At 74.4% G+C, this 13,035-nt stretch carries 12 protein-coding genes and 1 tRNA gene; 6 read left to right on the plus strand and 7 right to left on the minus strand.

Features of this window, described 5'->3' with window-relative positions; translation table 11 throughout:
• Window positions 1-18 precede the first annotated feature (18 nt).
• Window positions 19-100 (minus strand) — tRNA-Tyr (locus A6035_RS12165).
• 195 nt (window positions 101-295) lie between these two features.
• Here A6035_RS12165 and A6035_RS12170 point away from each other — a divergent pair.
• From A6035_RS12170 to A6035_RS12185, 4 genes are all read left to right on the plus strand, one after another.
• A complete protein-coding gene (locus A6035_RS12170; protein WP_007630882.1) occupies window positions 296-790 on the plus strand; it encodes a YajQ family cyclic di-GMP-binding protein in 495 nt (164 codons plus the stop codon).
• A 97-nt stretch (window positions 791-887) separates the two neighbouring features.
• A complete protein-coding gene (modA, locus tag A6035_RS12175; protein ID WP_108849262.1) occupies window positions 888-1,622 on the plus strand; it encodes a molybdate ABC transporter substrate-binding protein in 735 nt (244 codons plus the stop codon).
• A complete protein-coding gene (locus tag A6035_RS12180) occupies window positions 1,619-2,413 on the plus strand; it encodes an ABC transporter permease (RefSeq protein ID WP_108847987.1) in 795 nt (264 codons plus the stop codon). The genes modA and A6035_RS12180 overlap by 4 nt, the downstream gene beginning before the upstream one ends.
• The gene (locus A6035_RS12185; protein WP_108847988.1) at window positions 2,406-3,611 is read left to right on the plus strand and encodes a sulfate/molybdate ABC transporter ATP-binding protein; all 1,206 of its coding nucleotides are present in this window, start codon (window positions 2,406-2,408) and stop codon (window positions 3,609-3,611) included. The genes A6035_RS12180 and A6035_RS12185 overlap by 8 nt, the downstream gene beginning before the upstream one ends.
• A 416-nt stretch (window positions 3,612-4,027) precedes the next feature.
• Here the strand turns inward: A6035_RS12185 and A6035_RS12190 are convergent, their stop codons facing one another.
• Window positions 4,028-5,077: a polyprenyl synthetase family protein gene (locus A6035_RS12190; protein WP_108847989.1), complete on the minus strand. Its 1,050-nt coding sequence runs from the start codon at window positions 5,075-5,077 to the stop codon at window positions 4,028-4,030.
• Window positions 5,078-5,222: 145 nt separating this feature from the next.
• Between A6035_RS12190 and A6035_RS12195 the strand changes: the two genes are divergently transcribed.
• Window positions 5,223-6,560, plus strand: coding sequence for a geranylgeranyl reductase family protein (locus A6035_RS12195; protein WP_244192426.1), 1,338 nt, complete (start codon window positions 5,223-5,225; stop codon window positions 6,558-6,560).
• Window positions 6,561-6,885: 325 nt separating this feature from the next.
• On the opposite strand, the gene A6035_RS12200 is transcribed toward A6035_RS12195, so the two are convergent.
• The 5 genes from A6035_RS12200 to A6035_RS12220 are packed head-to-tail and all read right to left on the minus strand — an operon-like array spanning window position 6,886 to window position 12,257.
• Window positions 6,886-7,575, minus strand: coding sequence for a demethylmenaquinone methyltransferase (locus tag A6035_RS12200; protein ID WP_108849263.1), 690 nt, complete (start codon window positions 7,573-7,575; stop codon window positions 6,886-6,888).
• 10 nt (window positions 7,576-7,585) lie between these two features.
• Window positions 7,586-8,830, minus strand: a complete 1,245-nt coding sequence (locus tag A6035_RS12205) for a glycosyltransferase family 4 protein (protein WP_108849264.1) — start codon at window positions 8,828-8,830, stop codon at window positions 7,586-7,588.
• Between the two features lie 37 nt (window positions 8,831-8,867).
• Window positions 8,868-9,350: a DUF3592 domain-containing protein gene (locus tag A6035_RS12210; protein WP_108847991.1), complete on the minus strand. Its 483-nt coding sequence runs from the start codon at window positions 9,348-9,350 to the stop codon at window positions 8,868-8,870.
• A complete protein-coding gene (gene menD / locus A6035_RS12215) occupies window positions 9,347-11,248 on the minus strand; it encodes a 2-succinyl-5-enolpyruvyl-6-hydroxy-3-cyclohexene-1-carboxylic-acid synthase (RefSeq protein ID WP_108847992.1) in 1,902 nt (633 codons plus the stop codon). Before menD ends, A6035_RS12210 begins: the two co-directional genes overlap by 4 nt.
• A gap of 10 nt (window positions 11,249-11,258) precedes the next feature.
• Window positions 11,259-12,257, minus strand: coding sequence for a helix-turn-helix transcriptional regulator (locus A6035_RS12220; RefSeq protein WP_108847993.1), 999 nt, complete (start codon window positions 12,255-12,257; stop codon window positions 11,259-11,261).
• Window positions 12,258-12,449: 192 nt separating this feature from the next.
• Here A6035_RS12220 and A6035_RS12225 point away from each other — a divergent pair, with 192 nt between their 5' ends.
• Complete coding sequence (locus A6035_RS12225; RefSeq protein WP_108847994.1) at window positions 12,450-13,025, plus strand: DinB family protein; 576 nt, start codon at window positions 12,450-12,452, stop codon at window positions 13,023-13,025.
• Window positions 13,026-13,035 lie beyond the last annotated feature (10 nt).

Consider the following 13,035-nt stretch of genomic DNA (forward strand, 5'->3'; position numbering starts at 1 on the left):
TGTGGCAGGGGTCTCGCGTGCCAGATGATGGATTCGAACCAACGTAGGCTAAGCCGACGGATTTACAATCCGCTCCCTTTGGCCGCTCGGGCAATCTGGCGTGCACCCTTGTGGGCGCTAAGACACGATACAACGCACCCGCCCCCGGGTGCCAAATCGGGATGGTCGCGGGTGTTTCGCGGCGCCGGTCGGGGCCAGCGCGGCGCCGATCGGGCCCAGTGCGGCTCCCGCCTCGACGGTGGCCGCCGCCGGGTAGCCTGGCCGGGAGCCACCCCCCAACGACAGGAGCGCGTCCATGGCCTCGGAGTCCTCGTTCGACATCGTCTCGGAGTTCGACCGCCAGGAGGTCGACAACGCCCTCAACCAGGCCGCCAAGGAGCTGGGCACCCGCTACGACTTCCGGGGCACCGACGCCGCCATCGAGTGGAAGGGCGAGGACGCCGTCGAGATCACCGCGAACTCCGAGGACCGGGTCCTGGCCGCCAAGGACGTGTTCATCGAGAAGCTGGTGCGCCGCGGGCTGAGCATGAAGGCCCTCGAGGTGGGCGAGCCGATGGCGTCGGGCAAGGGCTACCGCCTGGTCGGGTCGCTCAAGCAGGGCATCGACAAGGAGAACGCCAAGAAGATCACCAAGCTCCTGCGCGACGAGGGCCCGAAGGGCGTCAAGGCGCAGATCCAGGGCGAGGAGATCCGCGTGTCGTCCAAGAAGCGCGACGACCTGCAGGAGTGCATCGCGCTGCTCAAGGGCGCCGACTTCGACGTGGCGCTGCAGTTCACCAACTACCGCTGATCCTCCGACGGTGACCTCAGCACCGCGCCGCGCGCGCGTGGGTGTCGCCGGGCGTGGCGCATCCGGTGCGAGCGGCCGCCGGCTCCGCGCCGCCGCGATGGTCGCCGTGGTGGGCCTATCCACGCTCGTGGGGTGCGCGTCCGGTGGCGACGACGACGAGGGCGGCGACCTGACCGTGTTCGCCGCCGCCTCGTTGAGCGGGGCGTTCACGAAGATCGCGGAGCAGGTCGAGAGGTCCGAACCCGGTGTGTCGATCCGGCTGAGCTTCGGCGGGTCCAACGGCCTGGTCGATCAGATCGCCGGCGGCGCCCCCGCGGATGTGTTCGCCTCCGCGGACGTGGCGACCATGGGCCGCGCCGTCGACGCCGGGCTGGTCGCCGGCGAACCCGCCCCCTTCGCCACCAACGTGCTCACGCTCATCACCCCGCCGGGCAATCCTGCGGGGATCACCGGGCTCGACGCGTCCCTGGACGGCGCCCGGTTGGTCGTCTGCGCGGACGCCGTGCCGTGCGGGTCCGCGACTCGGGAGCTCGCCGAGTCGGCCGGGGTCGAGTTGCGCCCCGTGAGTGAGGAGTCCGCGGTCACCGACGTGCGCGGCAAGGTCGCCTCCGGGGAGGCCGATGCCGGGATCGTCTACGTCACCGACGCGCTCGCGGTTGCCGACCGGGTCGAGCAGGTGCCGATCGCCGGCGCCGACACCGCGCCCAACGTCTATCCGATCGCCGTCCTCGACCGCGCCGCGGACTCCGGCCCGGCTCGCCGGTTCGTTGACGCCGTCACCGGTCCCGCCGGGCGCGCGGTGCTGGCCGAGCACGGGTTCGGCCCGCCGTGACCCGGCCACCGCTTCCCCGCTGGCTGCTCGTCGCCGCCGCGGTGGCCGTGCTGCTGGCCGCCCTGCCGCTGGCCGGGATGGCGGTGCGCGTGCCGTGGACCCGGGTCCCCGAGTTGCTGACCTCCGAGGCCGCCCGCGACGCCGCGTGGCTCAGCCTGCGCACGTGTGCGATCTCCACCGGGCTGTGCATCCTGCTGGGGACCCCGCTGGCCGTGCTGCTGTCCCGCAGTCGTGGGCCGTTGGCGGCCGTGGCCCGCACGATCACGGCGCTCCCGATGGTCCTGCCCCCGGTCGTGGCGGGCCTGGCGCTGCTCATCACGTTCGGCCGCACCGGCGTGGTGGGCCGGCACCTGTCCGTGCTGGGTGTCGAGGTCGGGTTCACGACCGCGGCGGTGGTGATCGCGCAGACCTTCGTCGCGATGCCGTTCCTCGTGGTGGCGCTGGAGGGCGCGCTACGCTCGGTGGACGCGCGGCTCGAGCGCACGGCGGCCTCGCTGGGCGCCTCCCCGTCCCGCGTCCTGGCGACCGTGACGCTGCCGCTCGTCCTGCCCGCCCTGGTCGCGGGTGCGACGATGTCGTTCGCCCGCGCGCTCGGCGAGTTCGGCGCGACGCTGACCTTCGCCGGCTCCCTGCAGGGCACCACCCGGACACTGCCGCTGGAGATCTACCTCAGCCGCGAGGCCGACACCGAGACGGCCCTCGCCCTGGCCGTCCTGCTCATCGCGGTGGCGGCGGTGCTCATGGTCATCTCGGCGCTGGTCGCCCGCCGGGCGGTGGTGGGCCGTGACTGACCCGCCCCCCGGTCCCCGGCCCTCCCCTGGCTCCGCCCCCGCTGATGGCCCCACGCCGTCCGCCGCGAGCGCCGACCCCGCCCCCGCCGCCGAGCTCGACTGCCGGGTCACCGCCCGCGACGTCGACCTCCGACTCACCGTTCCCGCCGGCCGCCGCCTGGCGATCGTCGGACCCAACGGCGCGGGCAAGTCCACGGCGCTGTCCCTGCTCGCCGGGCACCTGCGCCCCGACTCGGGCGAGGTCCGCCTCGACGGCCGCGTCGTCAGCTCGCCCCGCGCCCATGTACCGGCGCACCGCCGCCGCGTCGTCGCGCTCGAGCAGCGTCCCGGCCTGCTGCCGCACCTCACGGCGCTCGACAACGTGGCGTACGGCCCCCGCGCCCGCGGCGTGCGCAGACGCGAGGCCCTCGCCCGCGCCCGCACCGAACTCGACGCCGTGGGCTGCGCGGACCTCGCCGACCGCCGCCCTCACGAACTGTCCGGAGGGCAGGCCCAGCGTGTCGCGCTCGCCCGCGCGCTGGCCGTGGACCCGGAACTCGTGCTGCTCGACGAGCCGCTGGCCGCGCTGGACGTGGAGGTCGCCCCGGCGATCCGGCGCCTCCTCGCCGATCGGCTCACCGGCCGGGCCGTGGTCCTGGTGACCCACGATCCGCTGGACCTGTGGGCGCTGGCCGACGATGTCGTCGTCGTCCTCTCCGGCCGCGCCACCCAGTCCGGCACGGTCGAGGAGGTCCTGGCTCGCCCGGCGTCGGACTTCGCCGCGCGACTGGCCGGCGTCTCGCTGGTGGAGGGAATAGTCGACGACGACGAGGTGCGCACCCCCGGAGGCGATGCCGTGGCGGGGATCCGCGCGAGCGCCGTTACGGGCTGGCGGAGCGGGGTGCGGGCGGTGGCGACGGTCGATCCGCGGGCAGTGGCCGTGCACGCCACTACCGCCAGCCCTGCCGGCCGGGCCACTTCCGCCAGTCCAGCGTCCGCGCGTTCACTCGCCGCGAGCCCGCGCAACGCGTGGCCCGCCCGCGTCGTGTCGTTGGCTCCGGCCGGGGCGCTGACCCGCGTGACCGCCGAGCTCCGGGACGGCCAGCGGGTCGACGCCGAGATCACGACGCGTTCGGCCGCCGATCTCGCCCTCGCGCCGGGCGTGCCCGTCACGCTGATCGTCAAGGCGACCCAGGTGGTCCTCTACCCGCGCGGCTGACCCGGCCCAGCCCCGCCGCCGCACCCGGGCCCGCGACAGCCCCTGTTCACTCGCCCCTGCGGTGTGGTCGTCACCATCCAGGACTTGGTAGTAGTCATCGTGCTGAATCGGCCTTCGGAGCGAGATGGCTACGACCTAACTCGCAATGGTTACGACCGTATCGAGTAGCAACGCCATTTCGGGCCGTCACCTGCCGAAACTCCCACCACCGAACTGCCCGCTGGCCCGCTCAGCGGCGAATTCGGCGCGCTCCGCCCATCCCGCCCTTCCCAGACGACAGCCGCCCCCCGCGATGGCGTCTCGCGCGCCCCGGCGGGCAGGCCAGACGCCAGGCACAGGAGCGGATGTCTCGCCGCAGCGCCCACGCGCCGGTCAGCGCCAGCCGCGGCCGCTCGGCCGGCGGCTACGAGCGTCCGTCAGCCGACGCGGTCGACCGTGAAACGCACGAGCCGGCGCAGTGCCTCGTTGGCGGGGCCCGCCGGCAGGGCGTCGAGCTCGGCCATGGCGTCGGCGACGTACTTCTCGAGCGTCGCCCGCGCGCGCCGCATGCCGTCGGAGGCGCGGAGCAGCTCCAGCGCCTCCACGACCTCGGCATCGTCGGTGAGCGGCTGGGCCAGCAGGTCGCGCAGTCGCGCACTGTCGGGCGAGCCGGCCTCCATCGCGTAGATCATCGGCAGGGTGTGCACGCCTTCGCGCAGGTCGGTTCCGGGGGTCTTGCCGGATTCGGCGGACGGGGAGGCGATGTCGATGATGTCATCGGCGATCTGGAACGCGATCCCCACGGCGTCACCGAACCTGCGCAGCCGCGCGATCTGCTCGCCGGTCACGCCGGAGTACTCGCCTCCGAACTGGGCGGCGGCGGCGATGAGTGACCCGGTCTTCTCCCAGATGACGCGCAGGTAGTGCTGGGCTGCGTCCTCGTCGCGGCCGCCGACGCCGAGCCCGACGGTCTCGCGCATCTGCCCCGTGACGAGTTCGGCGAAGGTATGGGCGATGAGCTGGACGGCGGCGGGCCCGAGGTCGGCCAGCAGCATGGAGGAGTGGGCGAAGAGGAAGTCGCCGGCGAGGATCGCGGTGGAGTTGTCCCACCTGCTGTTGGCGGACTCGACGCCGCGGCGCATGCTGGCCTCGTCCATGACGTCGTCGTGGTACAGGGTGGCCAGGTGGATCATCTCGCAGACGACGGCGGCCTTGACCAGGCGCTCGTGATCGGGTTCGGGCCCGATCTCGCCGGCGAGGAGGGTCACGATAGGCCGGAAGCGCTTGCCGCCGGCGGTGACGAGGTGCAGGGCGACCTCGGAGAGGAAGTCCTCGCCGCTCTCGAGTCGGCTGACCAGCAGTTTCTCGACCTCGTCGAGTCGCCCTCGCAGTGCGGCGGCGAGGTCTGCGTCACCGACGTCCACGCCGGCCACCACGTGGTCGGTCGCCGTGTCCGCGGTGCCGGTCGTCACTGAATCGCTCGACATCCCCACTCGTCCTCGTCGCCTGGTGCGGGTCGGCATCGACCGGCCCTTCCCGACAGACTACGGTCCCGGCCCGGCAGCTGCGGCACCCCACCCCGCCCGAGGTGCCGGCGACCGTCGCGCCCGCCGACCTGCCACCATGGTGCGTATGGAGTCCCGGCGGCGTCTTCCCTCTTCGACCGATGTCCTCGTGGTGGGCTGCGGCCCGGCGGGGGCGGCGACCGCGACGTGGTTGGCGCGGGCGGGTCGCGAGGTCACGGTGCTCGACGCCGCGGGATTCCCACGCGACAAGACGTGTGGGGACGGCCTGACGCCGCGGGCGATGCTCGAGGTGGACCGGCTGGGCCTGGGCGCGTGGGCGCGGGACCGGATCACCATCCGCGGCCTCGAGCTGCGGGGCTTCGGCCACGAGCGCCGGGTGCCGTGGCCGGCGGGTGAGCACGGCGGCACGGGGTCGGCGGTGCGGCGGACGGTGTTCGACGACCGGCTGCGGCAGGCGGCTGTCGAGGCCGGCGCGGTGGTGCGCGACGGCGTGCGGGTGACGGGCGTGGAGAGGGGCGACGACGGCGAGGTCACCGCCGTCCTGGCCGGGGACGATCGCGTGGAGTGCCGGACGTTGGTGGTGGCCGATGGCGTGAGATCGCCGGTGGGTCGTCTGCTGGGTCGGTCGTGGCATCGCGACACGGTCTACGCCGTGGCGGCGCGGTCGTATGTCGGGTCCGCTCGGCATGACCATCCGTGGATCGGGTCCGACCTCGAGCTGCGCGACGCGGCGGGTGCCATCCAGCCCGGCTACGGGTGGGTGTTCCCGCTCGGCGACGGCGAGGTCAACCTCGGGGTGGGTGCGCTGGCGACGTCGGCGCGGCCGGCGAACGTGGCGGTCAAGGAGCTGCTGCAGCACTACGCCCGTAGCGTGCGCGACGACTGGGCGTTGCAGGCTGAGCCGCGGGCGGTGACGTCTGCGCTGCTGCCGATGGGCGGTGCGGTCTCGGGGGTGGCGGGCCGCAACTGGGCGGCGGTGGGTGATGCGGCGGCGTGCGTGAACCCGCTCAACGGTGAGGGCATCGACTACGCGCTCGAGGGCGGGCGGCTGCTGGCCGAGCTGATCCTCGCCGGCCACGGCACGGGCGCGGGCGGCGTCGGCCCGGGCAGGAGCCGCCCGTCGCCAGACGGATCCCCCGGCGCCCGCACGGTCCCCGCGGGTGCCCGCACGGAGCCGCTGACGCACGCGTGGCCGGAGGTGCTGCGGCGGACGTACGGCGAGGCGTTTGCGATCGCCCGGGACGCCGCCCGGCTGCTCACGTACCCGCGGTTCCTGCCGATGGCCGGGCCGGTGGGGATGCGGTCACAGACGTTGATGACGGCGGCGGTGCGTTGCATGTCCAACACTGTGGCGGATTCGGACCGCGACGTGGTGGCGCGGGCGTGGCGGGCGGCCGGGTCGGTGGCCCGCAGGCTCGACCGGCGCCCGCTGTTCGCCTACTGACCCCGCGCCGCGCTCCCCTCGGAACCTCCGGGCCCGCACACCGGCGCCGTGCAGAGAGCCAGCGCGACCCTGCCCGCTTACGCTGCCCTTTCGACCCGCGCTGCCCCTCTGTACGGAAAACCCCGGGTTGCGCTGGCGGAATGGACCCGACACGCATCACAAGCCGAAGACGCAGCGTGCTTGGCCAGGGGTGCGCTGCCGGAATGCCAGGCACCGCAGGATCCTGACGAAGAGCCAGCGCACCTCGGGCGGGCGGCCTTGGCAGCGAGCCTCAGCTCGGGCGGGCCTCGCCGGCGGCGGCGGCGGACCGAATGTGCGGACGGCGTCAGGCTGGGCGGCGGGCCAGATGGATCGCGGCGATGCCGCCGGTGAGATTGGTGACGCTGCAGCGCTCCCAGCCGCTGGACTCGACCATCTCGAGCAGGGCCTGCTGGTCCGGCCAGTCGCGGATGGACTCGGCCAGGTAGACGTACGCGTCCGGGTTCGAGGACACGCTCGTGGCGATCTTCGGCAGCGCCCGCATGAGGTAGTTCATGTAGAGCGCGCGGAACGGCGGGAAGACGGGCGTGGAGAACTCCACCACCGCCAGCCGCCCGCCCGGCTTGACCACGCGCGCCATCTCCCGCAGGCCGGCGGCGGTGTCCTGGACGTTGCGCAGGCCGAAGCTGATGGTCGCGGCGTCGAAGGAGGCGTCGGCGAACGGCAGCTTCATCGCGTCGCCGGCGACCTTGGGCACGTCCCGCCCGGCGCCCGCGTGCAGCATGCCGAGCGAGAAGTCGGCGGCCACGCACCACGCGCCGGACTTGGCCAGCTCGACGGTCGACACGGCGGTGCCGGCGGCCAGGTCGAGGATCCGCTCCCCCGGCCGGGGCGCGAGCAGCGACCGGGCCCGGCGCCGCCACACGTGGTCCATTCCTCCGGACAGGATCGTGTTGGTCAGGTCGTAGCGCTTGGCGACGCCGTCGAACATCGACGCGACGTCGCGGGGCTGCTTGTCGAGATTGGCGCGGGACACGCCCCCGACGCTACCCGGCCCGGCCGACACCCACGCGGACCCGGCCCGTGGACGAGCGGGCGCCGGCGGCGACGTAGTGGTCGAACAGCTGTCCGCAGACGGCCTCCCAGGTGCGCCCCACGACGGTGGCGCGGGCGGCGGCGGCCAGCCGATCGCGGTCGGCGAGGACGGCGTCGAGGGCCGCGGAGACCTCGGCGGCGTACCGGCGCGGGTCGAGCAGGACGCCGTTGACTCCGGCCTGCACGAGATCGCGCGGGCCCCCGGCGTCCGGGCCGATCACGGGCACGCCCGAGGCGTGGGCCTCCTGGACGGACTGGCAGAACGTCTCGAACTCGCCGGCGTGGCAGAACACGTCGAGCGTGGCGTAGGCCTGGGCGAGGGCCTCGCCGTGGAGCTCGCCGGTGAAGATGGCGTGGGGCATGGCCGCCTGCAGTGCGGGGCGGTCGGGTCCGTCGCCGACGACGACGAGTTGGACGTCGCCGCCCGGGCCGGAACGGTCGGCCAGTGGCCGGAGGCGCTCGACGTGCTTCTCCGGCGCGAGCCTGCCGACGAATCCGACGACGGGCCGCCCGTCCGGGGACCACAGCCGGTGCAGGGCCGCGCTGCGCCGGGTGGGCGAGAACCGCTCGGCGTCGACGCCCCGCCCCCACCGGTACAGGCGCGGGATGCCGTGGGCGGCCAGGTCCGCCATCGCCGCGGTCGACGGGGCGAGGGTGCGGTCGCAGGTCGCGTGGATCGCCCGGGTCCAGGCCCAGGCCGCGTCGGCGAGGACGCCGATCCCGTACGCGTCGGCGAAGCCGGCCACGTCGGTCTGGTACACCGCCACCGAGGGCACGCCCAGTGCTCGGGCCGCGGCGGCGCCGGCCGCGCCGAGCACGAACGGGGACGCGAGGTGCACCACGTCGGGTGCGAAGTCCCGCAGGACGGCGTACACACTCGGGCTGGGCGCCCCGACCGGCAGCGAGGACACCACCGGTACCCGCACGGCCGTGACCCGGTGGACGGGGTAGCCGAGGTGGTGGTCGGGGTCGGGGCCGTCGGACGCGGGCCGACCGAGGTAGGGCGAGACGGCGCTGACCAGCGGGTGCGCCTGCACGGCACCGGCCGCGCCCTGCCAGAAGCCGACCTGGTCAGACGGGGCGACGACGAGGCAGTCGTGGCCGTGTCGGCGCGCGTACTCCAGCACGCGCAGGACGGAGTTGGTGACGCCGTTGACGTTCGGCAGGAACGATTCGGTGACGATGGCTACGCGCACGCCCTCACTGTCGCCCGGCCGGGCCACGGGCCGGTGATCAGCGCGGGACGGACCGGGGAATTCGTGGTACCGCCCGGTGAACCCCCGGTGACGCGGCGGCGTAGGCGAGCGCGGCCAGCGGCACGACCACCGCGGGGACCGACAGGGCGGGCACGACGGCGACGGTCCAGCTGCGGCCGGAGACCCGGACGAGATCGGGGTTGGCCCGGCGGAACTCCACCTGCACGCGCTGCCCCTCCACCAGGCCCGTCGGGTAGAACACGCCGGTCACCGGGCGCGCCGTCCGGCCGCCACCGGCGTCGAACTCCACCGCGGCCCGCCGGTCGGTGACCTCGGTGACGGTGGCCGTGGCGCTGCCCATGTCCCGGTCGATGCGCTGGTCGTCGATGAAGCACGCCAGCAGGATGAGGACGGCCGTGAGCACGGAGAACACCGCCGCGGCCGCCGCCACCACCCGCACGCCCTGCCGGATGAGCACCGCGCGACGGACCCGACGTGCGGAGACGGTGCCCGCGGTCATTCGGGGTCCGAGGCCCCGGGCTCGGTCGCCCCGGGACCCGCGAGTCCGCGCGCCGAGGTCTCGGACGCCGCCGTGCCGGACGCCGCGGTGCTGGACGCTGCGGTTCCGGACGCTGCGGTGCTGGACGACGCAGTGCCGGACGCTGCCGCCTCGGGCTCCACGGCCTCCGAGCGCAGGGTCGCGTGCAACTCGCGCAGACCCTGCCGGTCGGTGCCCACCCGCACCACACGCAGGCCCTCGGGGACGATGTCGTGGTGCGCGACCGGCACCGACGGCTGCGCGAGGATCGCCTCGAGCCCGGCGGGATCGGTGTCGGTGAACGGCACCCCGGCTCCCGCGCAGAGCGCACCGAGGTTCGCGCCGTGCGGGGTGCCGAAGACCCGCTCGAAGTCGGCGGCCAGTCGCGGATCTCCCTGCTCGAGCAGGGAGAAGATGCCGCCGCCGTCGTCGTCGGCCACCACGATGAGCAGGTCCGCCGGGTGGCGCTCGCGGGGGCCGAGCAGCAGTCCCGAGATGTCGTGCAGGAACGTCAGGTCACCCAGCAGCGCCACGGTCCGACCGGGAGCCGACAGCGCGACACCGATCGCCGTGGACACCGTCCCGTCGATCCCCGACGCGCCGCGATTGGCGTACACGGACACGTCGGGGTCGATCGGCCCCACGAAGGACAGGTCCCGCACGGCGTTCGAGGCGCCCACCACGAGGTTGTCCCCCGCCCGGACGCCGCGGGCCACGGCGCGGGCCACGTGCAGGCCCGTCGGGGCGCCCGCGTCCAGGTGCTCGTCGAGCAGCCGGTCGACGGCCGCGCGGGCGTGGGCGTCGGCGCGGGCGGTGTTCTCGGTCCACGACTGCTCGACCCCCCAGCCGGTGAGCACGGAGTCGGCGAGCTCGGCGGCGCTGCCCGTGGGATTGGGCGAGCGCGGGCCGGCGTCGAGGATCACCAGGTCGACCCCCGGATCGGCCAGCAACCGCGTCACGGACCGGTGCAGCGTCGGCCGGCCGGTGACCACCACCTGCTCGGGCCGCAGCGACGGGATCGCCAGCGGGTGCACCGGGTGCAGCGGGACCGGCGCGCCGGGCTCGGCGACCGTCGGTACGCCCACCAGCCCGGAGACCGGCGCCGCCCCGACGCCCGAGACGACCAACGTGGGCCGAGTGAGGTCCACCGCCACCGCCGAGGCGGCGGGAGCCGAATCGACCCCCGCGCCCGCCCGCTGCACCCACGGACGACCGCCCGGGCGCCCCTCCGGCAGTCCGCGGGAGCCGTCGCCGGGGTCCACCTCGTCGTCGTCGTAACCCCCTGGGCCGCCCTCGAGGACGAACTCCTCGTCGCCCTCGCCCGGCACCAGCGGCTCGCGGAAGGCGATGTCCACCTGCACCGGGCCCGGGTCCGCGGCCGCGGTGGCCGTGAGGATCGCGCGGCCGATCGCGGAGCGCCAGTGGCGGTGCTCGGTGACGGGATCGCCGGCCGCGCCGAGCTCGATCACCGCGCGTGCGTGCGGCCCGAAAAGCCCCACCTGGTCGATGGTCTGGTTGGCGCCGGTCCCCCGCAGCTCCGGCGGGCGGTTGGCCGTGAGCGCCAGCACCGGCACGCCGGAATGGGCCGCCTCGACCATCGCCGGATGGAGGTTGGCGACCGCGGTGCCCGAGGTGACGACGACGGGGACCGGCCGCTTCGAGCCCAGCGCGAGTCCGAGCGCCGTGAACCCGGCACCGCGCTCGTCGATCCTCACGTGCAGCGCGATCCGACCGGCCCGCTCCGCCGCGGCCAGCGCGAGGGCCAGTGGGGCACTGCGCGAACCCGGGCACAGGACCGCGTCGGTGATCCCGTGGCGGACCATCTCGTCCACCAGGACACGGGCCTGCGCGGTACTGGGGTTGCTCGGCGTGGCAGTCATCGGCCCCAGCCTAGTCGGGCGACGTCGACCGCCCCGCCGCATCCGTGAGCCGCCCGCCCATCGCCGCCAGACACTCGCGCAACGGCTCCGGCGACTCCACCACGAACTCCCCCGGCAGTCTGGCGAGGAACCACGCCAGCGCCTCGAGGTCGGCCGCCCCGGTCTCCAGTCGGCACGCCGGGCCGCCCGGGTGGTCCGCGGGGCGCAGCCCGGTGACTGTGCCGTAGGTAGGCGGGAACAGCTCGACCACCTCCTCCGCGGGCGCGAACACCGTCACCCGCGCCACGTGCGGGTACGGCGCCGCGGTGACCGCGTGCTGGACGTGCGCCGCCGGGTCCGGCACGTCGGCGCGCGGGGTGAACCGCCACCGGCTGCGGTGCACCGCGCGGATCCGGTCCAGCCGGAACGTGCGCCAGTCCGCGCGATCGAGATCGAAGCACAGCAGGTACCAGCGCCGGCCCAGCACGACGATCCGGTACGGCTCCACCCGCCGCTCCGTCTCCCGCCCCGCGCGGTCGCAGTAGTCCAGCCGCACCTGCTCCGTGCCCCGCACCGCGTGGCCCAGGTCGAGCAGCAGACCCGGCTCCACCGGGGTGTCCGCGCCGGCGACCGCGACCATCGACTCGGTGACGTCGGCGACCCGCTCCCGCAGGCGGCCGGGCATCACCTGGTCCAGCTTGGTCAGCGCGCGCAAGGCGTGCTCCCCGACCCCAGCCACCGCGCCGCCGGCCGCCAGACGCAGGGCGATCGCGACGGCCACCGCCTCCCTGTCGTCGAGCAACAGCGGCGGCAGGCGACGACCCGAACCCAACCGGTACCCGCCGCCCGCACCGCGCTCGGACTCCACCGGATAGCCCAGGTCCCGCAGGCGGTCCACATCCCGGCGGACCGAGCGGGTCGTCACGCCCAACTCCGCCGCCAACTCCTCGCCCGTCCACACCGACCGGCGCTGCAGCAGGTCCAGCAGACACAGCACGCGCTGGGTGGTGGGCATCCGGTCCTCGCTCATCGCGAGCCCCCGTTCGCTCCCGGGACGACCCCGCGTGGACGTCCTCCGCTTCTGCTCGAAGTGTTCCACGCGCAGCGGACCGAAGCTGTCCGGATGGGCTGCGACGCTGTCCGCACAGCACCACCAGTTGTCCGCACGTCGCCCCCGTGTCCATCACCACGATGTCCGCACATCACCCACAAGGAGTCAGTCATGACCGCCACCCACACCCTCGACTGGACCGGCCAGCTCGTCGACCAGATGGACCACCACTGGACCAGTCAGCTCCGCCCGCGACTCGAGGGGATGACCGACGCCGAGTACCACTTCTCGCCCGCGCCCGACGAGCGGACCTGGGACGTGCGCCCGCGGGGCACCAGCCGGGCCCCGATGCAGGGTGGCGTCGGCGACCACACCATCGACTTCGCCTACCCGGAGCCCGTGCCCGCGCCGCTGACGACCATCGCGTGGCGGATCGGCCACGTCGTCGTCGCCGCTCTCGGGGCACGGTGGCACTCCCACTTCGGCGGACCACCGCACGACTACATGACCCACACCTACGCCGGCGACGCCGCCGGCGCCCTCGCCCAGCTCGACCGCGTCTACGCCGGCTGGATGGACGGCGTCCGGGGCCTCGACGCGGAGGCGCTCGCCAGACCCGCCGGCGAGGCCGAGGGGCCCTGGGCCCAGTACCCCATGGCCGCCCTGGTCCTGCACATCAACCGCGAGGTCATCCACCACGGCGCCGAGATGTGCCTCCTGCGCGACGTCTACGCCACCACCCACTGATTCATCTCAT

It is taken from the genome of Dietzia lutea, assembly GCF_003096075.1.
GTDB lineage: Bacteria > Actinomycetota > Actinomycetes > Mycobacteriales > Mycobacteriaceae > Dietzia > Dietzia lutea.